This window comes from Cytobacillus sp. Bac17, assembly GCF_024519925.1.
GTDB classification, from domain to species: Bacteria; Bacillota; Bacilli; order Bacillales; family Cytobacillaceae; genus Cytobacillus; species Cytobacillus pseudoceanisediminis.
Genome location: NZ_JALJRC010000010.1, coordinates 73,653 through 100,432, shown reverse-complemented (window position 1 = coordinate 100,432; position 26,780 = coordinate 73,653). Strand labels below are relative to the sequence as shown.

Below are 26,780 nucleotides of genomic sequence, written 5' to 3'. Positions count from 1 at the left end.
ATCCTTTAGCCGTTAACTTTCGTCAGGTTTCCTTCTTTAAACTCATATCCTTTTCTCTCTAGACGCTTAACCAAAAACGCTATATACAGCGGAAGCAGGATTGCGGTTGTCACTGTAGATGCCGCAACCTGAACTGTAGCCAATTCAGCATACTGTGCAAACCCTGCACTTGCTGCTGCAATGGCAGCTGGTGTTGCTACAGCATTACCGGCAGTTGAGCCTTCAGCAGCACCTACAATTGGATTCCACTTAAACGCTTTAAACACTAAATATCCAGCTGTACCCGTTACGAATACTGTTAACAGGCCAAGGATAATACCTGATAGACCACCGTCTACAATAGCACTGAAGTCAATTCCCATTCCAAGGGCGAAAGCGAAAAATGGAATGAGCATGGAGCTGCCATTATCAAGGAATGCACGCATTTCTTCATCTAAATTCCCTAATACCATACCGACGAGGATTGGAAGCAGTACGGCAATGAATGATTGCAATGAGAACATTCCATCAACAAAGCCCATTGCTCCAAAGATAGATAAGGCAACCATCGTTAAAAACGGACCGTCATTTAGAGCCAGCAATGAATAAGCTGCACGGTCTTCCTTGCTTCCATACTGGCCAACAAGTGCGACGAATAGGCCGCCATTACTGTTTGTCATAGCTGCAATAATCGCAATTGGAGCCAAACCCAGCCAAAGGCCATTTTCACCTGCAAACATGTAAGCGATTAACCCGAATGCCGCACCAACTACCCACTTCGTTGCTAAAAGGGTAGCCCCTTTCCCAATTGAAACACCAAATGATTTTACATTAATTTGAGCACCTGTACATAATAGGAATAAAGCGATTAAAGCTGATGCACCGTCAACAAACAATGCTTCAGTAAAATTCCCGATACGGAGCAAATCAGGTGCAAAAGTGTTAAGCACTGCTGCAATTAGCAACGGAACTACCATCATCCCGCCTGGAATACGCTCAAGAGTTGCTTTGATCTTCATAATTTTAACATCCCCTTTATATCTGTTTCAATTTTAAACAATTAGTGAAAACGATTACAGTTTCATATTAAACGCTTTCAATGCAAAATTCAACACATTTTACAGAAAAATAGTTTGGTATTTTCTAGTTTTTTATTTTGTGTTGCATTTTTAAACATATAATAAAACAAAAAAAGAAGCTGAATATTACTCCTTCAGCTTCCTCCACAATGTCGACCGATTAATGCCTAACCGTTTTGACACCTTTGTTTGGTTTTGGTTTTCTTCCTTCATAACTGCTTCGATAATTCGTTTTTCAATTTGATCGAGTGTTCCGGTTAACAGACTATCTTCAATTTGGACAGGACGCTGCTTCCGATTCAGCTGTCTTGAAACCGTTTCTTTACTGATGATATAGCCTTTCTCAGCTGCCAAGACATCAAAAAGGAATGCTTTCAGCTCAGCGGTATTGCCAGGCCAGTTATAACGCTCCAGCAGCTCCATCGCATCCTCCCTTATTTTTACTGCGGATGTTCCATATTGCTGATGAAAATGTGCAATAAAGTATGCTGTTAAAGCTCTTATATCATCCTTGCGTTCTAACAGAGAGGGGATATAGATGCGAACTGTTTCTTCTTTAAAAAGAAGTGAGTACAACTCTTGAATTTCACTGGATAGAGAGAGGATCACTTCTTTCCCCGATTCTGCCCATTTCTGACACTGGTTGAGCAATCGGGATTTCTCTTCTGCAGAAATGTCCTCAGCGTCATAAATATATATGGATCGGATGTCGTCATCAAAGGGATTTAAGCCTCTTCTTGCTTCCTTTGCATGTATAGAAAGAAACAAACCGGCCCCCTGGTGCTTTAAGTAATGGATATAGCGTGCTAATAATCCTTTTCCAGTGCCTGCAGCACCAATTAAAAGCCATAGATTTCGGTTTTTTCCTGCAGATATGGCAGCCAGACAATCTTTCATTGCTTCACTTTCATGGATGATCATCGGCAGCTGAGATACTGATTCCACGTTAAGATTTTCTGAAGAACTCTTTATATCATTAAGCTCTTTAATTATAAATTGAGTATAAGTTTCACCGGCAATTTCAAGGCTTGAAACCTGAACTTTAAGCATATCTCCCTTTATACCTTCAATCATTACAACGGATTCTGCATTTCCCTTCCGGTGTACAAGACTCTGTAAATCACTCAAGAGTATGGGAGGGGAAGAAAAAGTATTCCATTGTTCAAATACACATTCAGCATTACGGTTAAAAAGGATTATATTGTCAGTATTCTCCTTAATAATTGCCCTGAGCAGGTCGTTTTCCTGCTGTTTTCTGCGAAACGAATCATACAGGGATTTCGCTTTTTGAAACGCATCAAAGATGGCTTCACGTCCGGATTGTATCAGGATTCCCTCGAGCCCTGCTTTAGCAGCAGCCTCAACAGTTACAACATCCCCCATGATCAATTCAAAACCCTTGGACCTTAATTCATGAACAAGGGCTTCTACTTCCTCTTCCTTTTGAATCGTAAAAACCTCTATACCAATATCCAATATGTCAGTAATCGTTTTGGCGCCAAGCGTTATGTTGGAAAAGCCGACAATCGCTTTCTTCCCTGGAAAATCATTGGCAAGGGTTAACACCCGAAGCATATCGTACCCGGATACCTGAATATCAATAACAGGGATATTTGTTTCCTGTTGGACCAGCTTTGCTGTTCCACCCCTGCTGATGATCATATCAATGCCTTCAGATTCGGCATTTTTCACATGCGGGAGTGCCTGCCCCAAGTTTCCAGTTGCTATTTTAATGTCCAAATCTTTTTCCTCTTTCCTGCATTCCTTAATTAATGGAAGCATAGCAGGATAAGGGGCAATAAATAATGTCTTTATTTTCATCACATTCACCTAAATGTATCTTACCATTCATTTCTAAACGACACCAATAAATAGGAAAATGGCTCATTCGTCTTATTAAAAGGAATGGCAGCTTATTTTTTTATCTGCCCATCCCCTTTCATAATATATTTTGTCGAAGTCAGAGCCGGCAGTCCCATCGGACCGCGGGTATGGAGCTTTTGTGTGCTGATCCCGATTTCAGCGCCGAACCCAAACTCGAATCCATCTGTGAAGCGTGTGGATGCATTATGGTAAACTGCCGCTGCATCGACTTCATTCAGGAATTTTTCCACATTATCTGGGTTTGAAGAAACAATTGCCTCAGAATGTTTAGTGCCGTAGCGGTTAATATGAACGATTGCCTCATCCACGCTTTCCGCCACTTTCAACGCGACTTCCAAGCCTAAATATTCTGTGGCCCAATCTTCTTCCACAGCCGGAATGATCTTTTCTCCGCATACACCTTCATCGCCGTGAATGGTAACCCCTTTTTCCTCCAGAGCAAGCACAAGATCATTCAGGCCCCCCCACTCTCTGTGCACAATGATCGTTTCACATGCATTGCAAACGGAAGGACGCTGTGTTTTCGCATTGATGGCAATGTTTATCGCCATTTCCTTATCAGCACTTTCATCAATATAGACATGACAATTGCCTGCACCTGTCTCAAGTACAGGGACTGTAGAATTTTCAACTACTGTCTTAATAAGCTTTGCCCCTCCCCGCGGAATCAGGACATCCAGGTATTCGTTCAGTTTAAACATCCCCGAAGCGGTTTCCCGGCTCGTATCCTCAATAAGCTGCACAGCATCAGAAGGCAAGTCGCTCTTTTCCAATGCATGATGAATCACTTTCACAATTGCTTTATTCGAATGTATAGCAGTAGAACTTCCGCGCAGCATAACAGCATTCCCAGTCTTCAAACATAAGCTGGATGCATCGACCGTGACATTTGGACGCGCTTCATATATCATGCCGACAACGCCAAGCGGGACCCTTACTTGTGTAATGGCGAGTCCGTTCGGACGTTCCCATGAGGATAAAACCTCCCCAACCGGATCGTCCAGGTGAGTAAGCTGGATTAATGCGTCCGCCATATCCTGAAGGCGGGCTTCATTAAGCCGAAGCCGGTCGAGCAATGATTCATTCATTCTGTTGTTTTTTCCCGCAGCAAGGTCTTTTTCATTTTCGGCTAAAATAAAGTGCTTCTCAGCCATTAGCTGTTTTGCAATTAATGCCAATGCCTGGTTCTTTTGGTCCGTCGACATTTTCGCCATCTTCCCCGCAGCTATCCTTGCTTTTTCCCCTTTTTGAATCAATTCCATTATCTCGTCTCCCTTCTTTTTTGGCTTACCCAATGATCACGATGAATGACCACACTGCGATCACTGTTGGCGATCACCATGGCTTCAGAGCTTGGCAGGCCTTTGATTTCGCTCAATTCTTCAGATGAAAAATTAACCTGGCCTTTGCCGATAATGACTCCTTTTGGCCCTACAACTTCAACCACATCATTTACCAGAAAGTGCCCGGTTATGTTCGTAACCCCAGCAGGCAGAAGGCTTTTTCCTTGCGATAACATCGCGTGTGCCGCACCCTGGTCCACTTCAATTTTCCCATTAGGTACTGAATGCAGAGCCAGCCACTGTTTGGATGTCCTAACGCTCGCCTTTGAACTGTTGCCAACATAGGTGCCGTTCCCTTTTCCATTGAGGATATCGACTAATTTTTCCCGTCCGCAGCCAACTCCAATAAACACCTGCACTCCCAGCGCCAGCGCTGTCCGTGCCGCCTCCAGCTTTGTCACCATACCGCCGGTCCCTACCTTGGAGCCCGAACCAGAAGCAGCTTTCACCATTTCTTTTGTGATTTCTGTGATAAAATGATATTTTTTCGCATTGGGGTTTGTCCTCGGATTTGAATCATAAATGCCGTTGATATCTGTCAGAATGATTAAATGCTGTGCTTGAACAAGTCCGCTTACGAGAGCAGAAAGCATATCATTATCGCCAAATGCCAGCTCCTCCACCGACACCGAATCGTTTTCATTAATGATCGGGAGAATATTTCGCTTTAAAAGCTCCGCTAAAGTTGCATGTGCATTTTGATATTGCTCTTTGTGCAGGAAGTTCTGCCGTGTGAGCAGCAGCTGTGCAGCTACAATCCCATGCTTCTTACACTCTTCGGTATATCCCTGCATCAGCAGCCCTTGCCCGACTGCAGCAGCCGCCTGTTTTCCGGCGATGGTCACAGGCCGGGAAGGATAGCCCAAATCAGCAAAACCTGCTGCTACTGCCCCAGATGAAATCAGGATGACATCATGGCCAAGCTGTTTTAAACGGGAAAGTGCAGCTACATGCTCCTCAAGTTTTTCGATGCAAAGTCCTCCATTTGTATTTGTCAGTGAACTGCTTCCTATTTTGACGACAATTCGTTTCCTTTTCACGCTATCCACCATCCAATCAAATAAAAAAAGCCCTCCCATCCCTTTAAAAAGGACGGAAGAGCTTTGTCTTTCGCGGTACCACCTTCATTGGCACTTCACACAGCAAGTGCCCGCTTTGAAAATCCTTTAACGCAGGAAATTCGGCCAGGTTTGCCTGGCAGCTCAAGGGCTAGGTTCAATAGTTTTGCAGGCTGCAGGATCTTTCAGCCGGTGAATCCTGCTCTCTTTTAGCCTGAGTTCTACTTACTGGTTCCCTGTCATGGCTGTTGAATTCTTCTTATAATTAGAATTATTATGCATCCTTCGGTATTTTATGTCAATAATTAATTCGCTGATTTAAAGGATTAAAATCCCCAGACAAACTTTCTAACTGTGTGCAATACAGTATGATAAAGCAGGCACATTCGGGAATGCTAATAAAAAATGACTAGTGGGAGGATTTACATATGGAGTCAAACGGAAAGCAACTATCCATATTTTCTCTGGGCGGCATCAATGAAATTGGAAAAAACATGTATGTGATCCAATATGATGACGATATTGTCGTGATTGATGCCGGAGGGAAATTCCCTGACGAGACATTATTGGGGATCGATTTGATCATTCCGGACATCACATACCTTGAGGAAAACCGGGATAAAATCCGCGGGCTGATTGTCACTCATGGACATGAGGATCATATTGGCGGAGTTGCCTATCTTCTCAAAAAGATCAATATGCCGGTTTATGCGACCCGATTTACGCTTGGGCTGATTGAATTAAAATTAACGGAGCATCGCCTGCTGGGTGATTCAGAGCTTATAACCATAGATTCTGACTCTAGCCTTGATTTCGGTAAAATAGGCGTTAGCTTTTTCAAGGTGAATCATAGCATCCCTGACTGTCTGGGCATTGTTTTCAAGACGCCAGAGGGCAATGTTGTCCATACCGGCGATTTTAAATTTGACTTAACCCCTGTAAATCAGGAGCATGCTGATATCCATAGGATGGCTGAAATCGGCCGCAGTGGAGTGCTGGCCCTGCTATCAGAAAGCACAAACGCTGAGCGGTCTGGCTTTTCGCCAACTGAACATATTGTCGGGGAAAACATTGAGGAAGCATTTATGAAAGCACCACGCAAGATTATCATCTCAACTTTCGCTTCCAATGTGAGCCGTGTTCAGCAGGTTGTGGCCGCTGTGATTAGAACAAACCGAAAGCTGGTCCTGCTTGGAAGGAGTATGGTAAATGTCGTGGATGTAGCTATTGAACGCGGTTACCTGACAGTTCCTGAGGGTATGATTGTGAATCCAAGAGAAGCGATGAATCTGGCTCCTGAAAAGGTGTGCATATTATGTACCGGCAGCCAGGGTGAACCGATGGCTGCCCTTTCACGGCTCTCTACCGGAAATTACCGTGATGCAGAGATTCATCCTGAGGATACCGTGATTCTTGCAGCATCCCCAATCCCGGGGAACGAACGCGATGTCTCTAAAATTATCGACAACCTGTTCAAGCTGGGAGCCCGGGTGATATACGGTTCAGGAAGCTCAACAGGGATGCATGTGTCCGGCCACGGCTATCAGGAGGATTTAAAGCTTATGCTCACATTGATGAAGCCGAAATATTTTATCCCGATTCACGGTGAATATAGAATGCTTCACCATCATAAATTGCTTGCTGAATCCATCGGTGTTGAAACTGGGCATACATTTATCATTAAAAATGGGGATGTCGTTGATATCGAGAACGGAGAAGCACGCCAGACCAGGCGGGTACCTGCCGGAGATACTTATGTTGATGGAGTGGGAGTTGGTGACATTGGCAGCATCGTGCTCCGGGACAGAAAGCAGCTGTCCGAGGATGGGATGATTGTGATCGTACTGACCATGAGCAAGAGTGAGCGCAAAATGATATCAAGACCTGATACGATATCCCGAGGTTTCGTCTACGCACGGGAATCCGAAGATTTGCTGAGAGAAATAAATCGGATTGCGGAGAAAACCGTCAATGATCTTCCAGAACAGGATAAAAGCCAGTGGAATGTCATCAAGCAGAGCATTAAGAAATCACTTGGGCAGTATTTATTTGAAAAAACAAAGCGCAAACCAATGATCCTGCCGATTATAATTGAAATATAAACGAAAAGAGGCAAGCCTAAAACGGCTTGCCTTTATCGCAGTCTAATGCTCAGTAAGCCCCACCCTTTGATCCAGAGGTTCAGGTCTAACTGAGCATATAGGCCAGATTGGTTCAACTAACAATCAGTTGGGAAACCACCCGCTGATTGAAGCTTCACTCTATCTAAAGGGCTGCTTAACCGCGGCGTCCGCCTCGGCCGCCCCGCTTTCCTTCAGTATTGCGCTTTAATGAAGAAATATTTTCTTCACTCGATTTTAAGAATTTTGCCATTTTGTCTTCAAAGCTTTCCTTCGGCTTAAAGTTTCCTTTAGAACGGAAATCTCTGGAACCGCCGCGGCGATCATCTCTTCCCTGGCGCGGCGGGCGCTGAGAATAAGAAGATTGGCCTTCAGGTCTGTCCACTGCTTTTTTGATGGAAAGGGCAATTTTGCCTTCCTTCTCGCTAAGCACTTTAACAGTTACCTCATCGCCAACTTTTAAATGCTCATTCACATCTTTAACATAGCTGTCCGCTACCTCACTAATGTGAACAAGACCTGTCGTACCGCCTGGCAGTTCGACAAAAGCTCCGAAATTTGTAATACCTGTTACTTTTCCTTGTACCTTACTTCCAATTTCGATTGACAAAAAAACTTCCCCCTCGGTAGTGTTAACAACGTCTTATTATAACTTTTTTTAAAGATAATTTCAATGCCGGCGATATCCCTACGATATTCTACCCGTTAAAATTCGGGATAAATCATATTTTTTGTTCAAATTTAGTAAAATTTATATATTTAATTGCTTGTTGGGCCATTATTTCAGCCAATTTTGTATGCAGATGGCACACTTTTATATTGAAAAATATTTTTATGTGCAGATAAAAATTTTATGTGCGCATAACGCTTTTTTATGTGCGGAAGGATAATTTAATTAAAAATTTATTTTTATGATATATTGGCAAACAAAAAAAGCTCCTGAAACAGGAGCTTAAACCTTACACAGTATGACCTTCCTGAAGAACCTTCCTGCTGAAATGACGCTTCATTATAATCCCATACAGGGACGCCAATACCTGCTGAAAGAGCATACCGATGACCACAGGAACAGCAACAGGAGCAGGAAAATAAGTAACTGCCAGGACGGAGCCAACGCTGATATTCCTCATCCCGCCATTAAACGTAACGGCCACAGTCGTGCCCTGATCGTATTTCAGTAAATTAGCGATGATGAAAGAGATAAGATAGCCCATAAACGCCACACAAAATACAGCAAGCCCGATGAGGACCAATTTAAAATTTACCTCCTTCAGATACGGGGCGACGACAGCTCCATTCAGCATGACCACAATGGCCATTCCTAGCTTAGAAAAAGGAGAGAGCCGGCTGCTCAAGGCTGCAGCGCTTTTTCCTGCGAATTGATTGAAGAGCATGCCAAGAAAAGAAGGCAGAACAATCATGCCGAATAATCCAGCCATCATCGGCACAACATCGATCTGTACAGATTTCTGGAAAAATATCGACAATGTCAGCGGAACAATAAATGGTGACAAAAAGGTATCTACCAGAATGATGGACAATGTCAGCGGAATATTGCCGCGATAAATGGAAACCCAGATGAAGCTCGATATGCCGGTCGGAATGGCCATAGCCAATACCAGCCCGGTAATAGTTAATGAATCATCACCAAACGCAAGTTTACCTGTGCTCCATGCAAAGAGAGGCATCAAAATATGAAGCAGAAACAATATGAGGAAAAGCGGCTTTGGATGATGAAGGATTTCTTTTAAACTGCTAAAACTGGAGTTCAGACTTCCTGAAAACGTCATAAACGCAAAAACCCAAGGGATGATAAAAGCAAAATCCTTAATATAACCAGCGAGCATAACACCTAGAACCACGCTTATTGGAGTAATCAATGGCATCATTTTCTCCAGTTGTTTATTGATTTGAATTAGCACACTGAGTACTCTCCTTTTCCGAATAATTGTTTACCTAACTAATTATTTTATCATAATCTGGCTGGTTATATATCAAAATAGTAAAAAAGAGCCAAAACTCGGCTCTTTTGATTATCTCCGTTTTTCTGGCATATATTTCAGCCATTTTCCCAGCCTCCAGCTGTTTACTCCAAACCCTGCAAGCGCAATGGCTGCGATGCCTGCGGATAATTGCATGATCAGCATTTCTTCTAAATAAATGCCAAAGCCAGACCCAGTTAAACCTAGCATGAATAGCTGAAAAAGCTGTTTTTTTCGATTTTCATAGATCGTAAACTGAAAATCCCTTCTTTGCCCGGCCTCTTTCATTTTTTCCAATTTACGCGGTGTTTCCAGGAATTCCACTGCTGAATGAAAAATTTTAAAGAGCGGCTGGGATTGAATAATGCTCCAAATGAATGACCATTTATTCCCCTGTGAGCTTAACCACTCTGTAAAAACTGGTTTGCCAAGGTCAAGAAGATCATCTTCTGGTGCCAGATGGCGAACAATCCCTTCTATTGTCATAAATGACCTGCCCAGAAAAACAAAGCGGGTTGGCACCTGGATCGGAAGAGCAGCAATCATATCATTTAGTTCAAGCTTAAGAGCCACTAGATCCATATCTTTTACCTGAGAAAGGTCAAATGCCATCCATTCTGACAGCAGCTTCTCCATTGTTCCCGCATTAGCTTCCGGCAGCAAAAATCCCAGCTGTGACAGACATTCGACTGCTTTACTGTAGTTTTTAGCGAGAATGGATTCAATTAAATTCTGAAAAGAGACTGCATCTTTTTTTGAAATTTCCCCGGCCATGCCGAAATCAAGAAGAATGATCCTCCCCTCCCTTGTAAACAGCACATTTCCTGGATGGGGATCGGCATGAAACATCCCAGGTTCCAGCCATTGCGGCAGGAAGATCTTCATCAAACGGCGTGCCAGATCGTGACGGGATATCTCAAGCTTTTCAACCGCTGCTGAATCATTGAGTCTTTTTCCCTCCACCCATTCCATGACAAGCACTTTTGAAGTGCAAAGCTCCTGATGCACGCGGGGAATTTTAACCAACTCATTATCTTTAAATCGCTCCTTAAAATAAAGCAGGGTATCCTTTTCCTTTGTAAAGTCAAGCTCCCGCTCAATAACCTGCTTTAGCTCCTGAAATAGGACCTTTAAATTAAGGAATCCCTTAGGAATAGGGACAAACCGATCCGCAAACCAGACAAGAATACTTAGGGTCCGGAAGTCGGTATGTACGATGGATTGAATATCAGGACGCTGTACTTTAATGGCGACAATTGAGCCGTCCTGGAGAGCGCCTTTATATACCTCCCCAATCGATGCTGATGCAATGGCTTCTTTTTCAATCGCCACCACCTTTTTAGAGAGCTCGCTCCCCCACTCTTCGTTTAAAATCCTCTGGATTTTACTCCATTCCGATGGCGGTACCTTATCGGTCAGGTCTTGCAGCTCCTGGATGAAAGCTTTTGGAAGCAAATCAGAACGAATGCTGATGAACTGACCAATCTTAATCAGCAGCCCTTCCAATTCAAAAAGTGTTGTCCGGAATCTTTTCCCGATGCCAGACCATAATTTTTTCTGCTTCTGATTTGCGGGTCCATTTATACCAGTAAATTTGAAATATAATGTGAAGTGCCATAGAAAGCAATTTGTACATACGGAGCAATTTACTTCTCGCCTTCATTTCCATCATCTTCTTCCCTAGAAAAATATACTGTCTTATTCTGTATTACAGGCTGAATACCCTTTTCTTTTTATACGGTATCATGTTTAAAAGGTTTCATGACATAAAAAACAGCCCGTCCTTACACAAAGGACAAGCTGCCTGCTTGATTCTGCTGAATATACTGATGAGTTATGTTAACAATCTTTTCTTTATCATTGTCCATGGATGCCACATGATAGGAGTTATAGAGCGATATAGCTTTCTTTTTCACGGAGCCAATCTTCTCCAAAATAAAATCTGTACACTCTGCAGGCACCACATGATCTTCTACCGACTTAAAGCCTAATACAGGTGTTTTAATGGATGGTAATAAGTCTGGTGTTCTTTCCATGATTTTCTGCAATTCGAAGATGGAGGGAACCGGAACTTTCCCGTACGTAATTTCCTCTACATCCTCTTTTTTAATATCTGGTGCACCTTCATCAAGGTATCTGGGATTTGTTTTCCCCTTTAAATATTCATAACATGGAACCCGGAGAGCGGCATTTATTAACACAACACCTGCAATTTCGGGATATTTATTTGCCAGCCAAAGGGTCAATGCACCACCCATTGATTGACCTGCAGCATAAACAGATGTGCATCTGTCTTTTAGAAATTGATACCCCTTTTCTGCTTCAGCAAACCAATCCTCATGAGAGGTTTTTTCCATATCTTTATAATGTGTGCCGTGGCCTTTAAGCCTTGGAGCAAAGACGGTATAGCCAAGCTTGGCAAATGACTCCCCCAAAAACCGTACACTCTGGGGAGTTCCAAGAAAACCATGTGTGATCAGAATCCCGATCTCATTGCCTTCATAGTAGAATGATTCTGCACCGTCCAAAACAGGATAACGTTCATTCATAATCTATTCCTCCCTCAGAATTAATTACTCACATTATATAACCAACTATTCCGACCTGTCAACTTGTATTTAAGAAGAAAAAAGACCGCTCTAAACATATATGGAGCGGTTAGACTAAAGAAAGTATTAACACAAAGATAAGGATGGCGTAACAAGCACCAAAGATAATAGCCCTTACATTAGAGTTACGTGTGTACCCTGTGAAGTTTGCAGGTGATTGAGCAACATCCACCTTCCTGCTGTGAATGACCATACTGATATTGGTCATGATTAGAATCGCAATTGTAAGAAAAAATAAAAACATCGGCTCTATTTTCAGAATTTCCCCGGAATCAGAATGGAAGTAAGCATTGATAAATAGTATGCTGCTAAAAAGCAATGTCCAAATACTCCCCACAATCCGCTGCTTACTCCATTCATTGCCCATCTTTTCTTTTTCATAGATGGCAATCTGTTCGATAACAGGAAGAATAGATTTAGTGGAATTACGTTTTGCCCATCCCACAATTGATTGAATCAGAGTTACCGTGCCAAGGAAAATAAACATTTGCGAAAAAGTAATATCTATTAATATTTGTAAAATGTAAGTCGCACTTAAGAAGAATAGGAGGGTGCCATTTAAGAGCAGGAGCTGCCTGACTCTCAGTTTCTTAATTTCAGAACTGGTCACGATCCCGCCTCCCTATGTCTCATGAAATAAATAATGGGGCTCACGGTTCCCAGGATGACAATCACAAGGAACATCCAAAATCCGCTTCCTCCTCCCATCCCTAACTCATCGGCAAGAATGGCTCCAAAAAATAGTACCTGGCCAGATATAATGATTGAAATGAGGGCAACCGCCATAACCGTAAATCCGTTCAAGAAACCCTGCAAGGCTTTAGGAAGCCAAACAAGAACGAATAGAACCACAGTAATTAATAGGAAACTAGAAATCACTGGCCTCAATAATGTAAAGGTTCCATCTGTTACAAAAGATTGGTAAGTGTACATAAATCCCCCTAATAATTTCTAGAATAGTATTATTTTACAATTAAACAGGAGGTGATGCCACCCTAAAAAAAACGGCTGCACTTTTATGTGCAGCCGTTTTTTAATATCTCTCAAGTAATTCAATAATCACTTTGAATGTTGAGGTTGTGTCCATATAAGCATATTTGCCTTTCCCATTAAATAAGTTGCCAGTTTGTATGACAGGATATCCCATTTCTTCCAGCAATCTGATTTTTTCATTCAGGTTATCGACAACGAACGAAATATGATGGACACCTTCCCCGTATTTCTCCAGATGTTCCTGCCAAGTACTTGGTGAATCACCTGGTTCGATTAATTCAATTTGAATGAAAGGTGTATTGATAAACATATATCTTGATTTACCTTCTGTTGGCCGGCCTCTGAAAATGACCTGCGTCATTTCACTTGGACCTGATTGTATAATGGGTGGCTTATCGGCACCGAGAAGCTTACAGTAAGCTTCTGCAGCCAAATCCAGATTTTTTACCACGATTGCCAGCTGCTCGACTTTATTTGTTCCAAGCAAGGGGCATAGTGAATCAGGGGGAGCTGCAGTATTTCTTGCCTCAGAGCTTTCCAGGAGTTTAACCAATATCTTGCAGTCTCTCAAGGTATCAGCATAAACATATCTGCCTTCACTGGATGTAAATTCTCCACTTTGCAGTTGTGAGTACCCGCTCTCTTCAAAAAGCGGCATTCGTTCACTGATGGATTCCACATCAAAGGCAATATGGTGTATGCCCTCTCCAGCCCGATCCAAAAACTCCCGCATCGTGCCTGGTTCTTCATTTGGTTCAATAAGTTCAAATTGAACAGTTGGTGTATTTAGAAATGCTAATTTACTTCTTGATGCAGTAGGGTTTCCACGGTAAATTACCTTTGATACTTCCTGATCACCTGTTAAAAACCACTCGGGCTTCGGAACTCCCAGTAAACTTGAAAAAGCCTCACAAGCCTCATCAATATCCTGAACAACAAAAGCCAGCTGGTTTATTTCCTGATTTCCAGCTAATGGCGCTTTAGTAGTTTTGCTTTCTGCCATAAAAAAAATCCTCCTAAATGACGCTTCTCCTTTAAGATAATCCCCGTACAGCAAGTCCTCCATCACTGGAAATCACTTCGCCTGTAATGGCTCGGGATTGATCAGAAGCAAGCAGCAGATACGCTCCAACATGGTCTTCGCTGGTCATAGCTATGCGGAGGGGATTTCGGGATTTAATGCTTTTTGCTTTCGTATCCGGATCGACTGCTGTCACAAACGGCTTAAGCGGGCCTATGACATTGAGTGCCGTCAATGTGCCGCCTGGTGCCACCGCGTTTACTCTGATGTCCGGGGCTAATTCAAAGGCAAGCTGGCGCATTAAGCCGATTTGCGCGTGCTTGCTTGCTGTATACCAGACTCCGCCCCCGTCTGGGTAAAAGCCGGCTCCGGAAACCGTGAAAATCATATTTCCATTTGTTTTTTTCAATTCTTCCGCAGAAGCTTTTGCACCATTAAAATAGCCTTTAACATTAATAGTAAATAACAGGTCATAGGCATCTGACATGGCCTCTGGTGTTACTTCACTAAATTTGGCAAATCCGTCAAATACGCCGGCATTGGCCACGAACACATCGAGTTTTCCCGCCGCTTCCACAGCAGCTCGAACGGCGTTAATGTGATCCCCGTATTCAGTGACGTCCCCTTCCATACATAGAACACGATCCCCGTATTCCTGTTTCAATTGCTCGAGGCCAGCTGCTGATTTATCCAGTACAGTTACAAAGGCTCCTTCCTGTATAAAAGTCTCTGTAACAGCCTTTCCAATGCCAGAGGCGCCCCCGGTCAAATAGACTGATTTTCCGCTTAGCTGTGCCATAACGAATGTTCCTCCTTAAACAAAAATAGCGAGATTTCTGGTATTGAGTGTTGTTTGATCGACAATGAAAACCCTCTTTGATAATTTCCAGATGCCATCTTCATATGTAAATTCATCACGGCGCTCTCCTGAGATCAGGTCATGATGAATGTCTGTACTCCGGCTGCGATAGATTAGAAGATAACTATTTACAGATGCTTTTTCATTCGGGACATAGTCTGCCAGTTTTACATTGCTTACAAAGCGGCGGGTGCGGGAAGGAGGAATTTCCGCCCAAGCATAGTCCGTTTTTAACCGTTCGACTCTCAGGCTCAGCAAATCTATATCATCATTAAAAGAAAACATATCTTCCGCATAATCCGGCCTTTCGGTGCCTTCCTTATTGACACGTACAGGCATTTGATAAATCAGGGATGGATGCATAAGGCTGAACCAGCCATCAAAATCAATATGATCAAGCAGCTCAGCTTCTCTGTAGAGCCATTGTTCAAATTCATAGGTTGCGAGCATTTTCTCTAAACTCATTCCGTATTCCCCCATTTCAGGCATCGTTCCAGTTTACTTAAGCGTTTATGAGATCAAGCCAGTAGCGATAGAAATTCCTTTGATTTGCTTCAGAAAACTTATCATCGTAGACAACACCCGGACCGGTGAAATCGCTGACCGGTTCCCGGTGCATGCCCATCGTATAATTGTAAACAAGTTCTTTCATAACAGGCATTGGCCCTGATGCGGCAGCGGTGATGTCAGTAAAAACTTCTGTATCATCCTGCTCAAAAATGCCTGAAGGGCTGAACGTTAAAATGAAAGAATCCCTTGAACGTTTCTTCCAGTCCTCTGCAGCATTTTTCTCTACCAGGAACCAGGCAATCACTTCCATTTTATCTGGCCCAATTGGCCTCCACATCCGAACGGTTGTATTCGAAATCAGCTGTCCTTTTACCTTTGTATGTGAAATGAGGAAGCTCAGGTTTGGAAAGATGTTTCCGATCATATTTTTCAAATTGGCCAGCACATCATATTGTTCATCTGTTAAATTGGATTTATATTCAGATTTTAGCTCTTCAGGGAATGCGAAGTCAGGATTAGGAGTACCCAGATTTAAACCATGCCCGTTCATAGTGTGGATTTGGTATCCCTTTTTGGAATATGTCGCACTGGGCACCATGCCCAATTTTGCAATGGATCCATGAGTGACCATTGTGTGGTAGGAATCGCCGACAAAGTTATCTGCTCCTACCTTCCAGTTTGAATGGATGATAAACCTTTGCGGAGGGCCGACGACTTCCATTTCAGCACGTCCGGCTAAAATATCCAAATACCATTTGAAATCGCCGAGGAAATCTGATAGAGACTCAGCTTCTTCATTCCAGGTTCCAAAAACAAGGCCTTTATATGATTCAATCCTTATTTTGTGAAGTCCCAGTTTGGACTTATCCAGGTCAGCACCATAAATATCCTTCTGCAGAGGTACTCCAATAAGATCACCATTGTTTTTAAAATTAAATCCATGATAAGGACATACAAATGAAGATTTATTTCCTTTGTCAGCACGGCATAATTTCATCCCCCGGTGTGTGCACATATTGTAAAAACCGCGGATTTCATTCTCTGAATCTCTTGTAATAATAATGGAGTAGCCTGCTAAATCTCTTAACATATAATCATTTTTATTCGGGATTTCTGATTCATGGCCAATAAAAAGCCAGGTTTTCATAAACACCTTTTTATGCTCAATATCGTAAATCTTAGGATCTGCGAGGATAAAGGCAGGAATGGATCCAGCCTCAGGCTGGACTGTTTCGTTCAAGTAGCCGATCGTTTCTTTTTGGGTCATTTCTTCTAAATTCTTAGTTGTCGTTTTAATCATATGCAAATTCCCCCTTCGTCTTAAAATAAGCTTCTCCAAGGAGCGAGGAAAAGAATGAAATATTCTCTTCCTGCTGTTGCACCAGTTTACATCTATCCAACCCGGATCATCTCATCCCTATTCTTCAATGAAGCCAGGATGCTTAGAGCTGCCAGGTAGCTTGTCTTTGGATTATTAGGCATCGGGTCATTTTCGACTTGAAGCGATAGCTTTCCGAAAGAACCTGCTGCCTCAATCGTATGGCTATTTTTCCTTGCTGCTGGATCGGATATGATTTTAACTCCGGTATTCTCGGCACCTAATCCCGCGAGAGACAAGATAATGGAAACATTGATATTCTTTGGGAATAATCTAATGGCTTCGGCGGCAGATCCCTCAAAAAGCACCTTTTCCCCATTAAGCGGGGCACCAGGAAGTGCCTGAGGAGGCTTCCTGGTGATAATGGAGACAGAATCCAGCTCACCAATCGATTTGGCAGCTTTTAAAATATCCAGTCCGCCGATTGCCCCTGATGGCAAGTGGATTTTCGTATTATTTAAGATGCAGATTTCTTCAAGGCACTTATAAAATTCCCGGTCTGCCAATGCCCCAACACTGCTGACAACCAGATCTTTGCCTGAAAGCAAAATGGAAGCAGCATACTCTTCTACAGCTTCAACAGTTGCTGCTTCAATAACCAGGTCGGCATCGGATTTTAAAAGGGATTCCACGTCTTCAAAGATTTCCGCTTCAAATTCACGTGATAGTTCCTTTGCCTGTTCCTGGCAGCGAGTATGAAGGCCAATAATTTTCGCATTCGGTATTAAGCAGTCTATATTAATGCTTTGAAGCAGGAACCTGCCTATATTCCCGCCTCCTATTAAGGCTAATTTCATATCGGTATCCCCCTAATTGGCAAAACCATAGGAATCTGCAAAAAACTCCAGACCGCAATGCCGCGTTTCTCGTGAAAGTCCGCTTTCCTTTAGGCCCGGGAAGTCCAGATGGAGATCCTGAAAAACGGTATGATTATTATGGAAAACGGCGCCGGCCTCTAACCGGTCTGCAAATTCAAGTGCTTTGGATTCATCTTCTGTCCAAACAGAAGCCCTTAAACCAAATTCACTGTCATTTGCCAGGCTGATGACTTCCTCATCCTCTTTAAATGGAAGAATCGGAATGACAGGTCCAAACTGTTCAGCACGTACAATTTCACTTTTCTGATCCACACCGGTGATGATTGCAGGCAGTATGTAATAGCCTTTATCCCAGGACTCTGGATCAAGCTGAATCCCTCCTGTGATGACGGTAGCTCCGGATTTTCTGGCACGTTCGATCAGCCCATTCACATATTCGTACTGGGCCTTATTGTTCAAAGGCCCCATCTCGGCATCAGGCTGAATGCCGTTTCCAACCTTAATATGCTGAAATTCTTTTCTAAGCTTTTCTACCAGCTCCCCGTATCGGGATTCATGGACATAGATCCTTTTGATGGCTGAGCACACCTGGCCTGCTGCCCTAAGAACTCCGAAACGCAGTCGCTTAATAGCGCTTTCATCCAGATTGGCATCTTCGAGAATAATAGCCGCATCATTTCCGCCAAGCTCCATGTAGACATTTTTCACCGTGCCTGAAGCAGCTCGCATGATTTCTTTCCCAGTCTCGGTACTGCCGACAAATGCAATGGTTCGGATTCGCGGATCTGAGCAAAGCTTATTGCCGATCAGCCCTCCTGAACCAGTTACAACATTAATGACTCCATCAGGGAAATAAGAAGCCACTGTCTTGAGGAATGACATGATTGTTAGCGGACAGCTTGTCGCCGGCTTTACAACGACTGTGTTTCCGGCAAGAACAGCTGGGATCACCCGCTTAAACGTAAGGATCATTGGTGAGTTCCATGGAGAGATCACTGCCGTTACCCCACGGGGACGCTTTCGGATTTGGACCTTCTGGGAACCGGGAATGGATTCAGGCTTCCACCATTCCAAAAGCTCTTCGGCAGCTTCCTTCATAATATCGACACAGCGCAGAAGGTCTTTTTTCGCTTCCACCAGCACTTTTCCATTTTCTCGGATCAGCAAAGTGACGTTCTCTTCGACACTTGCTTTAATCTCGTCGGCAGCGAGCTTCATCCGGTTTGCCCGGTCCTCAATCTCACTTTTCGACCAGGTTTCAAAAGCCTTTGCTGCAGCAGAAATGGCCAATTCAACCTGTTCTTCTGTACACAAGGCAACTTCGCCCACAACTTCCTGATGATCAGCCGGATTAAGAACATGGGCTGTTTTTTCTGTCTGGATCCACTCTCCAGCTATTAAATATTTTCCTGAAACAAATGGATACGTCGAAATCATCCCAAATCACTCCCTTACAACTTTTTCGGTTTGAACGCTTCCGCCGCGCCAGGAGGCCCACCAAATGGTTTCGCCATTGGCCCGACTGCTTCCATATCCACTACGATCATGGATGGTTTTCTCCTGTCCATTGCCTTCTCCAGCTCGGATGCGAATTCTTCCGGAGAACCGATTTTTGCAGATGCAAATCCCATGGACTGAGCCAGCAAAACGAAATCGGGGCTAACTAAATCGACCGCAACCTGCCGTCCATAGGCGGCATCCTGAATATTTCGGAGAACACCATATCCTGCATCATCAAACAGGATGACGATTATCGGAAGGCTTTCCTGTACTGCAGTTGCCATTTCACCGACATTGACCATGAAGCCGCCATCTCCAGCTAATAAAACAACTTGTCTATCCTTACATCCCATTTGTGCTCCGATTGCAGTCGGCAAGCCTTGCCCAATTCCTCCGCCTGAAGCATGTATGGATGTACGCGGCTGATATATTTCAAATAATCGGCTGCCCCAGACATTTGCCTGTACCGTAACGTCACGCACTAATACAGTATCCCGCGGGAGCAATTTACGCATAGCATCAGCAATTTTTTCATATGGTCCAAGTGTTGCTCTCAACTGAAGACGCAGTTCTTTCCTTACTGATAGCACTTCTTCCAAATAATCTTTGGAAGGTGATAATGATTCCTTAGCCAATTCTTCATTTACTTTTCTCAATATAAGCTTAGCATCACCTGCCAGCCCAATGGCCGCGGCATAATTTCTGTTCATTGCCTGGAGATCAGCATCAATGCTGATATGATTTTCTGGAACTTCTATTTTCCAGTTGGAGGTTTCATTCCCTCTAAATCTGACTCCAATGCTGATCAGGAGATCCGATTTTTTCACTAAATCTTTTGTTAATTCAAATGATGCAAAATGGCCAATACATTGAGGATGATCCTCCGGAATGCTGCCCTTTCCTGATTGGCTCGTAATAACGGCTGCCCCGATCCTTTCCGCAAGCTCCTGCAATTCTTTGGAAGCCCCGGAGCTAATGACGCCCCCACCTGCCCAAATGACCGGACGGCAGGCATGGCTGATTTTGGTTATCGCCTCTTTTGGAAGATACGCTATGGTGCTGTTTTCCTGTACTGAAACATCCACTTCTTCTAATGAGTAATCCGGTATAATCGCAGATTGAAAATCGATTGGGATTTCTACTGAAACAGGGCCTGAAGGTGCAGCAGCAGCTTCCTTAATGGCTTGCCTGATAACCGCAGCTGCCTGTTCAGGCCTTCTTAGCCGCATAGCTTTTTTGCATGAACCCTCCATAATAGACAGCTGGTCTTTACACTCGTGAATATAGCCTCTTCCAGTTCCCAAATAGGGGGATGCAACCTCACCTGTTAAATGCAGGAGCGGAACCCCCGCTGCCCATGACTCAATCAGTGAACCAGCAGCGTTTCCTGCACCAGTTCCCGTACTCGTGATGACCACTCCCAATTTTCCTGTCGCACGGGCATAACCATCTGCCATATTTGCCGCACCGCTCTCCCCGCGGGAGCATACCAGATGAATTCTTCCATCACGGAGGATGGCATCATAAATCGGCATATTATGAATGCTTACAATCCCAAATGCCACCTCAACACCAGCACGGACGAGTTCCTTCACAACTGCATCTGCTGCAGTAAATTCCATTTGCTCACTTGCTTTTACCGGTGCAATTACCAATTGTTCCTGTTGGCTCATCCTAATCATTCCTGCCTTTGCTTAATATTAAAGCGCTTTCCCCAGCGCTCCAGCTGTCTCAATGGTTGATCCTGAAACATAACTTGCCTGCTTTGAGGCTAAAAAGAGAATGACACTGGCTACTTCTTCTGCTTCTCCAACCCTGCCCAGCGGAATCTCCCGCTTTACTGCAAGATCTTTGTAATATTCCTCGGCATCCATATCAGGTGCATTTTTCAATCGTCTGCGTTCCCACTGGTCAGTACGGATTAATCCAAGACTTACGGAGTTGACCAGGATATTGTCTGATGCAAGCTCTTGGGAAAGCGTTTTACTTAAGTTTAAAAGACCTGCCCTTGTTGCGGCCGTAGCAACCATATGTCTTTCAGGTTCCTTTGCAAGCGTCGCATTAATATTGATGATCCTTCCGCCTCCGCGCCTCACTAAATATGGATGGACAGCACGTACCGCATGGATAATGGCAAAATATTTTAACTGAATCTGTTCCTGCCATTGCTCATCTGTAATATCAAAGAAATACCCCATAACACTTTGTCCGGCGGCATTAACTAAAATATCAATTCCTTCAAGCCGGGATGCTGCTGAATCGACAAAACGATTAACATCCTCTTTATTTGTTACATCACAAGTGGCGGCAAAGATTGATTCCCGTGGCCCGAAATGCAATAAATGGTCAAATGCTTTATCCTTCCTCTCTGCATTTCTGCCGCATACCGCAACTTTTGCACCTTCCTGAAGGAACATTTCTGCTGTTTTGAGGCCTACTCCCGAAGTCCCACCCATTATGACTGCTGTTTTTCCTTTTAAACCAAAGTCCATCACGATACCCCTTTCAAATAGCTTTAGGTTAATGCATTCACGTTAACCCAACCTGGATCAGGCTTTCCGCCCATCGCTGCACGTGCTTCAGGGTTTGGAGGTCCGGCTATTCCCCATTGATCCATCAGGTGTGGAACCCTTTTCCATACTCGAGCCACCCATTCTTCCTCATCTTCAATGGTTTCTAAATAACACGTGTATTCCATGACAAATTTGGCAGGATCCTGAAAGTAACAGAAGATGTTATTTCCCGGTCCATGGCGTCCAGGCCCCCAAAGCTCCTGATAACCTGCTTTTCTGACGTTTGAAATCCCCCGCATGACTTCATCCACCGTGTCTACCTCATAGGCAATATGATTGACAGATGCATGCTGGTCCTGATTGAAGGCAAGTGAGTGATGCTTCCTGTTGCAGCGGAGGAAAGACATTTGATGTTCGCTCCAATCAGTTACCTTAAATCCTAAAATATTAGTATAAAAATCTGTAATCATATCCAGGTCTGCCGTATTCATGACAACATGATTCAGCTTCACCGGATCCACATTCTTCTTATTCCAGATAGTCGTGTGCATTTCCACCCATGCTGAAAGTTCAATGCAGCGGTTTTCCGGATCAGCAAAGCGAAGTCCGTACCCTTTACCTTCTTCATCTAAATAGCCCGGCGGTGAAATAACCGGGATACCCTTGGAAGCCAGAATCTCCGCTGCCCTGTCAACGGCGTTCTTATCAACCATTCCAAATGCAATATGGTGAAGCCCCGCTTTTTCTCCCCGCTTCAAATTTAAAATATGATTCTCTGAACCAGCACCCCTGAAATAGACAGAATCCCCATCCTCGGATACCTTATCAAGTCCCCAAATCTTCTCGTAAAACTCAGCCTGCTCCTCAAGAACTGGAGTAATGAGACTAATGTGCCTCAAGTGAGTAATACCTAACATCCTATGCACCTCCAAAATAATAGATTTACAATCCTCCGATCATTGGCTGCCGAGGAAACATTTTTTGTTAAAGGAACCGGGATGAGAAGGCAGAGTTAAATTTAGCGGACCATCCCGGTTATATTCATTAGAGTGCCAGTTTGCCAGAAACTATTATTTTCCGTTGATGATAGCTTCTCTTTCTTTCGCACGCTGAATGCGCAGCTCTTCAAGAGCACTCCCTTTCGGATATGTAGGAAGATTTGGTTTTACTGCTCCAAGCATAACCAGCATTAACGCTTCTTCATCGCCATCATTATGAATGCCGCGGTACACTCCCGGAGGAGAACTGATGCAGTCACGCTCATTCAGACGAATTTCATGTACTTCATCCTTGCCTACTTCCTGGATAAGAGCCTTTACACTCCCTTTAAGAATAAAGAATACTTCTTCCACATCATCGTGAAGATGAAGAGGTCCAACACATCCAGCTGGAAGCACCATCGTGCTGAGTGTGAAATGTTCCGCTGCGATTACATTTGAATCATTATTCGCTGTTGCCCCGCGGCCAATATATCTCATTTGCGCCCTTTTGTACTTTGGATCAATTTCTTCTTGAAATTTAAGAACATTCCAGTCCAGTGATCGATCTTGCAGCCTTGCTACATATTTTTTTTCGAAAGCTTGCACATCAAATTTTTCAGCTGACATATAATATCACTCCTAAATCTTCATTATGTTTTATATACAAAACAATGTTTTACTTACAGGTTAATAATAAATCCCAATATTTAATATGTCAATTAAAAATATTGAGAAAAATTAAATTATTAAAACTTTGTTTCAAATATGAAACTATTATACGATTACTTTTCTATTTGGAGGAATCTGCTCAATTCGAAGTTCAGCTGCCTCTTTTTTGATTGTAAATATATAAGCGATGAAGCCTAAGCTTGCTGCAATGATAAGCATAACAATCGATGGGCCAAAGTCCCCGCCTGCAAGGTCTCTCATCCATCCCATGATATAGCTTGAAAAACCGCCTAAAATATTAGTGAATCCCATAAGACCGGCAGCGCGCCCTGCTGTTTCCGGGGTTGAAAATTTTACGATAAATAAATTGCTTAAATGGAACACCCCGCCTTGAGTTCCCATTGCGAGTCCCATACAAATACCAGCCAGAACCGGATGTGGTGCAAAAATAGCTGCTGTTAAGAAGACTGCCGTTAAACTGAACAGAATCGTGGCCAGCAAGCTTGGACGTCTTGTTTTGTCAGCCAAAAATCCGCAGGATAAGACAAAGCCCAGAGCAAACAGCCAGGATAATGAGGTAATCCCCGTCATTGCTTCTCTTGAGAAACTTTTCGCCTCAACGAGATAAGTAGGCAGCCAAATGCTGATTCCGAAAAACAAAAACGATGACATTAACATGCCAAACCAAACGATCCAATAGCGGTAGTCCTGTGCAAAGCTTTTCTTTGGTTTTTCAGTGCCATCAGACTTGCGGATATACGCAAGCTCTTCCTTATCAATTGCATAATGTTCTTCAGGAGTATCCCGAGTAAGGAACCAAAACATTGGAATAACAATAAACAGATTAAAAGCAGCTAGGAAGAAAAACGCAGCTTCCCAATGAAAGGTTGCAAGCACTAAAGTCAATATAACAGCACCACAGGCAGGTCCGAAATAATTGCCCGCGAGCCAGGTAGATTGTGCCCGGCCAAGTTCCCGCTGGTTAAACCAATTTGAAATGAATTTTCCGCAGACCGGAATCATCATCCCTTCACCGAATCCAAGAATTACCCTGCTGATTAAAAACATCTCATAGGAAGTTGCCAAACCGCCTGCAATCATGGTCGCAGTCCAAATGAACAGCCCGAATACAGCTGTTTTCCGCGGACCTGCTTTATCAATAACAAAGCCCCAGAATATATTTGAAACGGCGTAAGAGATAGTAAAGATAAATGTTATTAAGCCAATTTTGGCATTTTTGTCTGCCCCTGTAAGCCCCAGATCACTCAGGAAGCCAGGATCCGTTTGAATAACCGAGATTCCCAGTTTATCAATTTGTCCAAAAAACCAGAAAAAGAATATAGGCACAGCAATATAGAGCCATCTTTTGTTCCCTTTCAGCATTTGTGATCCCCTTTCAAGAAACATATTCATTTTTTGTAATCGCTTTCAATTGCTTTTCAAATATTATACTTCATAAGAAAAAATTTTTTGGGTGGTATTTTCTTCCCTCCTTTCAGCCATATTATGTTTTACATACAAAACAATGTTTACCACTTATCAATAGTGTAAAGTTTTTCGAAAATTGAGTCAATGAAAAATTATAATTTGTTTCATTTACTAAAAAATGTTTTATATACTAAACAAAAAAAGCTTGCAGCAGCTGCAAGCTTTTAACCACTCTTTCTATTCTTATAAATGATATCCCATATATCCTGATAACTTTTTTGAAATCTCAAGCACTTTAGGCAGCGCTACTTGTTCAATAAACTCATCATGGAATGTTGTCTCTGTTGCTACAACATTAATAGCCGCCATAATGCTGCCGGTTTTATCAAATATGGGCGCCGCTACTGATTGAATCCCATGGTGAAGCTCTCCTTTTGTAATGGAGTATCCATTTCTCCTGATTATTTCAATTTCATTTTGAAAATCAGCCAGGGATGTTTTTGTCCGATCCGTATACGGTTTTAATTCGGATCCATAAAAAAGCTGTTTCAGCTTTTCCTGCGGCTGATAGGCAAGCAGCAATTTACCATTTGCTGTTGCATGAGCTGGAAGCCTCAGTCCGATATTGACATTAATAGCAGATACCCCTCTGACAGGAGCACTGCCAACATACACCACTTCATTCCCATCCAGAATAGATAAATGGCAGGAAGCCCCTGTTTCATCTCTTAATGTTTCCAAATATGGCTGGGCAATTTCCGGAAGTTTTAACGTACTTAAGTAGGAAAAGCCCAATTCTAATACCTGGGGCGTTAAACTATATCTCTTTGAGTTTTCGTCCTGGTCAAGATAACCAAGCGATTGGAGAGTATACAATAATCGATACGGGACTGTTCGGCTAACATTCAATTCTTTTGCAATTTCAACCAGTGACAGAGTTGGACGCTCCTCATTAAAGAGCTTTAAGATTTCCAGCCCCCGTACCAGAGCATTGGCATTATACCGCTCTTTCTCCTCTTTTGCCATGCAAGTCACCCCCTGTTTACATTTTTACTAACATATTAACAAAACCAGGAGAGAAATAGGAAATATTTCTCTATGGTTACCTTTCAGCTAATTCTTCTTTTTTGTATGCTCCCTGCAGGAAATTCAAAATAAGGGCATTAAAATAGTCCGCATTCTCCTGATAGCATAAATGCCCTGTTTTCGGAATGGTTTTCAGAATTGAATTAGGGATATACTGATGGAAAATTTCAGATTCGCTTACAGGAGTCACCTTATCCAATGCCCCGCAAATAACAAGGACAGGAACAGGAATGGAAGGCAAAATATCCATTTGATTTAAATTTGAAAGTGAAAAGGCCACAGAGCGATAGCCCATCGGCCTCACCTGGGACATGATGCGTTCTGCTTCCTTCTTTACTTCAGGATCCGGGTTTGGCGCAAGAAGTTCTTTTACCCTTAATTGAGCCAACTCCTTTGGATCCAATGTGTCAATATTATGTAAGCGGTTCTTCAGCTTTCTTTCGTTTTCTTCTTGACTCTGCCCCGCGGCACCGCGAGTGGCATCGGCTATGATCAGCCTGGTCACCATATCAGGATAACGGCTGCAGAAATCAAGAGCAATGGCTGAACCCATTGAATGGCCTAAAAGATTAACAGTTTTATAATGCAAACCGTCAATAAAGCCCTTTAAAACATCAGCAAATTGGCTGAACTGTGTAAATTCCTCCCTTGGATCAGAGCTCTTGCCATAGCCGGGCGCATCCCAGGCAATAACAGTAAATTCCTTACTTAACCCTTCCAGCTGCTTTTTCCAGGATTGTGAATTGTTTCCCAGCCCATGAAGAATAACAAGCGGCTCACCATTTCCTTCAACTTCATAATGAATCGTTAAATCATTCACTTCAATAAATGGCATTGTATAACCTCCACACATGTTTGTTTTGTAAGTAAAACAATGTTTCGGTTACCCCTATCATAAATCATATTCTGGAATAGTCAACTGAATAGTCAAAAAATATCTTGTCCTTTATATCATAGCCCCCGTCTCTTAA

24 protein-coding genes and 1 other annotated feature are annotated in these 26,780 nt (G+C 43.1%); of the genes, 1 reads left to right on the top strand and 23 read right to left on the bottom strand.

The window, feature by feature from the left end; genetic code table 11:
- Positions 1-5: 5 nt before the first annotated feature.
- From NR125_RS14055 to proB, 4 genes are all read right to left on the bottom strand, one after another.
- On the bottom strand, positions 6-998 hold the full coding sequence (locus tag NR125_RS14055) for a 2-keto-3-deoxygluconate permease (protein WP_009334303.1): 993 nt from the start codon (positions 996-998) through the stop codon (positions 6-8).
- Between the two features lie 186 nt (positions 999-1,184).
- Positions 1,185-2,879, bottom strand: coding sequence for a sigma-54-dependent Fis family transcriptional regulator (locus NR125_RS14050; RefSeq protein WP_019381334.1), 1,695 nt, complete (start codon positions 2,877-2,879; stop codon positions 1,185-1,187).
- Positions 2,880-2,971: 92 nt separating this feature from the next.
- On the bottom strand, positions 2,972-4,204 hold the full coding sequence (locus NR125_RS14045) for a glutamate-5-semialdehyde dehydrogenase (protein ID WP_284951718.1): 1,233 nt from the start codon (positions 4,202-4,204) through the stop codon (positions 2,972-2,974).
- Complete coding sequence (gene proB, locus NR125_RS14040) at positions 4,204-5,325, bottom strand: glutamate 5-kinase (RefSeq protein ID WP_009334300.1); 1,122 nt, start codon at positions 5,323-5,325, stop codon at positions 4,204-4,206. The genes NR125_RS14045 and proB overlap by 1 nt, the downstream gene beginning before the upstream one ends.
- A gap of 45 nt (positions 5,326-5,370) precedes the next feature.
- Positions 5,371-5,595: a binding site (T-box leader), on the bottom strand.
- Between the two features lie 176 nt (positions 5,596-5,771).
- Here proB and NR125_RS14035 point away from each other — a divergent pair.
- Entirely contained in the window at positions 5,772-7,445 is a 1,674-nt protein-coding gene (locus NR125_RS14035) for a ribonuclease J (protein ID WP_251156976.1), read from the top strand.
- Positions 7,446-7,620: 175 nt separating this feature from the next.
- Here NR125_RS14035 and NR125_RS14030 read toward each other — a convergent pair whose 3' ends face one another.
- The 19 genes from NR125_RS14030 to NR125_RS13940 all read right to left on the bottom strand — a co-directional run bounded on the left by NR125_RS14030 (position 7,621) and on the right by NR125_RS13940 (position 26,644).
- Complete coding sequence (locus tag NR125_RS14030) at positions 7,621-8,073, bottom strand: S1 domain-containing RNA-binding protein (protein ID WP_009334297.1); 453 nt, start codon at positions 8,071-8,073, stop codon at positions 7,621-7,623.
- A gap of 349 nt (positions 8,074-8,422) precedes the next feature.
- Positions 8,423-9,385: a bile acid:sodium symporter family protein gene (locus NR125_RS14025; protein ID WP_192908667.1), complete on the bottom strand. Its 963-nt coding sequence runs from the start codon at positions 9,383-9,385 to the stop codon at positions 8,423-8,425.
- Between the two features lie 111 nt (positions 9,386-9,496).
- Positions 9,497-10,951, bottom strand: a complete 1,455-nt coding sequence (locus NR125_RS14020; protein WP_256815516.1) for an ABC1 kinase family protein — start codon at positions 10,949-10,951, stop codon at positions 9,497-9,499.
- 278 nt (positions 10,952-11,229) lie between these two features.
- Complete coding sequence (locus tag NR125_RS14015) at positions 11,230-11,994, bottom strand: alpha/beta hydrolase (RefSeq protein ID WP_251156978.1); 765 nt, start codon at positions 11,992-11,994, stop codon at positions 11,230-11,232.
- Between the two features lie 109 nt (positions 11,995-12,103).
- Positions 12,104-12,664, bottom strand: coding sequence for a hypothetical protein (locus tag NR125_RS14010; protein WP_256815515.1), 561 nt, complete (start codon positions 12,662-12,664; stop codon positions 12,104-12,106).
- Positions 12,661-12,987, bottom strand: a complete 327-nt coding sequence (locus NR125_RS14005) for a hypothetical protein (protein ID WP_019381325.1) — start codon at positions 12,985-12,987, stop codon at positions 12,661-12,663. Before NR125_RS14005 ends, NR125_RS14010 begins: the two co-directional genes overlap by 4 nt.
- Before the next feature lie 100 nt (positions 12,988-13,087).
- On the bottom strand, positions 13,088-14,050 hold the full coding sequence (locus NR125_RS14000; protein ID WP_256815514.1) for a VOC family protein: 963 nt from the start codon (positions 14,048-14,050) through the stop codon (positions 13,088-13,090).
- 31 nt (positions 14,051-14,081) lie between these two features.
- Positions 14,082-14,867 (bottom strand): 3-(cis-5,6-dihydroxycyclohexa-1,3-dien-1-yl)propanoate dehydrogenase, encoded by a 786-nt coding sequence (locus tag NR125_RS13995; RefSeq protein WP_009334287.1) that lies wholly within the window; start codon positions 14,865-14,867, stop codon positions 14,082-14,084.
- A 15-nt stretch (positions 14,868-14,882) separates the two neighbouring features.
- The gene (locus NR125_RS13990; RefSeq protein WP_019381323.1) at positions 14,883-15,392 is read right to left on the bottom strand and encodes an aromatic-ring-hydroxylating dioxygenase subunit beta; all 510 of its coding nucleotides are present in this window, start codon (positions 15,390-15,392) and stop codon (positions 14,883-14,885) included.
- A 37-nt stretch (positions 15,393-15,429) separates the two neighbouring features.
- A complete protein-coding gene (locus NR125_RS13985) occupies positions 15,430-16,737 on the bottom strand; it encodes an aromatic ring-hydroxylating dioxygenase subunit alpha (protein WP_019381322.1) in 1,308 nt (435 codons plus the stop codon).
- A gap of 92 nt (positions 16,738-16,829) precedes the next feature.
- The gene (gene nadX, locus NR125_RS13980) at positions 16,830-17,612 is read right to left on the bottom strand and encodes an aspartate dehydrogenase (protein WP_035329820.1); all 783 of its coding nucleotides are present in this window, start codon (positions 17,610-17,612) and stop codon (positions 16,830-16,832) included.
- Positions 17,613-17,624: 12 nt separating this feature from the next.
- Entirely contained in the window at positions 17,625-19,070 is a 1,446-nt protein-coding gene (locus tag NR125_RS13975; protein ID WP_256815513.1) for an aldehyde dehydrogenase family protein, read from the bottom strand.
- 14 nt (positions 19,071-19,084) lie between these two features.
- The gene (locus NR125_RS13970; RefSeq protein ID WP_256815512.1) at positions 19,085-20,806 is read right to left on the bottom strand and encodes a thiamine pyrophosphate-binding protein; all 1,722 of its coding nucleotides are present in this window, start codon (positions 20,804-20,806) and stop codon (positions 19,085-19,087) included.
- Positions 20,807-20,833: 27 nt separating this feature from the next.
- A complete protein-coding gene (locus NR125_RS13965) occupies positions 20,834-21,625 on the bottom strand; it encodes an SDR family oxidoreductase (protein ID WP_019381317.1) in 792 nt (263 codons plus the stop codon).
- Between the two features lie 23 nt (positions 21,626-21,648).
- Positions 21,649-22,563 (bottom strand): VOC family protein, encoded by a 915-nt coding sequence (locus NR125_RS13960; protein ID WP_256815511.1) that lies wholly within the window; start codon positions 22,561-22,563, stop codon positions 21,649-21,651.
- A gap of 153 nt (positions 22,564-22,716) precedes the next feature.
- Positions 22,717-23,253: a cupin domain-containing protein gene (locus NR125_RS13955; protein WP_019381315.1), complete on the bottom strand. Its 537-nt coding sequence runs from the start codon at positions 23,251-23,253 to the stop codon at positions 22,717-22,719.
- Positions 23,254-23,400: 147 nt separating this feature from the next.
- Positions 23,401-24,678, bottom strand: a complete 1,278-nt coding sequence (locus NR125_RS13950; RefSeq protein ID WP_251264999.1) for an MFS transporter — start codon at positions 24,676-24,678, stop codon at positions 23,401-23,403.
- Between the two features lie 288 nt (positions 24,679-24,966).
- Positions 24,967-25,749, bottom strand: coding sequence for an IclR family transcriptional regulator (locus NR125_RS13945; protein WP_009334277.1), 783 nt, complete (start codon positions 25,747-25,749; stop codon positions 24,967-24,969).
- Positions 25,750-25,825: 76 nt separating this feature from the next.
- On the bottom strand, positions 25,826-26,644 hold the full coding sequence (locus NR125_RS13940; RefSeq protein WP_009334276.1) for an alpha/beta fold hydrolase: 819 nt from the start codon (positions 26,642-26,644) through the stop codon (positions 25,826-25,828).
- Positions 26,645-26,780: the final 136 nt, after the last annotated feature.

Excerpts from the sequence above, each read along its gene's own strand:
- NR125_RS14055 (WP_009334303.1), bottom strand. The coding sequence starts at position 998 with ATGAAGATCAAAGCAACTCTTGAGCGTATTCCAGGCGGGATGATGGTA.
- NR125_RS14050 (WP_019381334.1), bottom strand. The coding sequence starts at position 2,879 with ATGAAAATAAAGACATTATTTATTGCCCCTTATCCTGCTATGCTTCCA.
- NR125_RS14045 (WP_284951718.1), bottom strand. The coding sequence starts at position 4,204 with ATGGAATTGATTCAAAAAGGGGAAAAAGCAAGGATAGCTGCGGGGAAG.
- NR125_RS14035 (WP_251156976.1), top strand. The coding sequence starts at position 5,772 with ATGGAGTCAAACGGAAAGCAACTATCCATATTTTCTCTGGGCGGCATC.
- NR125_RS14015 (WP_251156978.1), bottom strand. The coding sequence starts at position 11,994 with ATGAATGAACGTTATCCTGTTTTGGACGGTGCAGAATCATTCTACTAT.
- NR125_RS14005 (WP_019381325.1), bottom strand. The coding sequence starts at position 12,987 with ATGTACACTTACCAATCTTTTGTAACAGATGGAACCTTTACATTATTG.
- NR125_RS14000 (WP_256815514.1), bottom strand. The coding sequence starts at position 14,050 with ATGGCAGAAAGCAAAACTACTAAAGCGCCATTAGCTGGAAATCAGGAA.
- NR125_RS13995 (WP_009334287.1), bottom strand. The coding sequence starts at position 14,867 with ATGGCACAGCTAAGCGGAAAATCAGTCTATTTGACCGGGGGCGCCTCT.
- NR125_RS13990 (WP_019381323.1), bottom strand. The coding sequence starts at position 15,392 with ATGAGTTTAGAGAAAATGCTCGCAACCTATGAATTTGAACAATGGCTC.
- NR125_RS13985 (WP_019381322.1), bottom strand. The coding sequence starts at position 16,737 with ATGATTAAAACGACAACTAAGAATTTAGAAGAAATGACCCAAAAAGAA.
- nadX (WP_035329820.1), bottom strand. The coding sequence starts at position 17,612 with ATGAAATTAGCCTTAATAGGAGGCGGGAATATAGGCAGGTTCCTGCTT.
- NR125_RS13975 (WP_256815513.1), bottom strand. The coding sequence starts at position 19,070 with ATGATTTCGACGTATCCATTTGTTTCAGGAAAATATTTAATAGCTGGA.
- NR125_RS13970 (WP_256815512.1), bottom strand. The coding sequence starts at position 20,806 with ATGAGCCAACAGGAACAATTGGTAATTGCACCGGTAAAAGCAAGTGAG.
- NR125_RS13965 (WP_019381317.1), bottom strand. The coding sequence starts at position 21,625 with ATGGACTTTGGTTTAAAAGGAAAAACAGCAGTCATAATGGGTGGGACT.
- NR125_RS13960 (WP_256815511.1), bottom strand. The coding sequence starts at position 22,563 with ATGTTAGGTATTACTCACTTGAGGCACATTAGTCTCATTACTCCAGTT.
- NR125_RS13955 (WP_019381315.1), bottom strand. The coding sequence starts at position 23,253 with ATGTCAGCTGAAAAATTTGATGTGCAAGCTTTCGAAAAAAAATATGTA.
- NR125_RS13950 (WP_251264999.1), bottom strand. The coding sequence starts at position 24,678 with ATGCTGAAAGGGAACAAAAGATGGCTCTATATTGCTGTGCCTATATTC.
- NR125_RS13945 (WP_009334277.1), bottom strand. The coding sequence starts at position 25,749 with ATGGCAAAAGAGGAGAAAGAGCGGTATAATGCCAATGCTCTGGTACGG.
- NR125_RS13940 (WP_009334276.1), bottom strand. The coding sequence starts at position 26,644 with ATGCCATTTATTGAAGTGAATGATTTAACGATTCATTATGAAGTTGAA.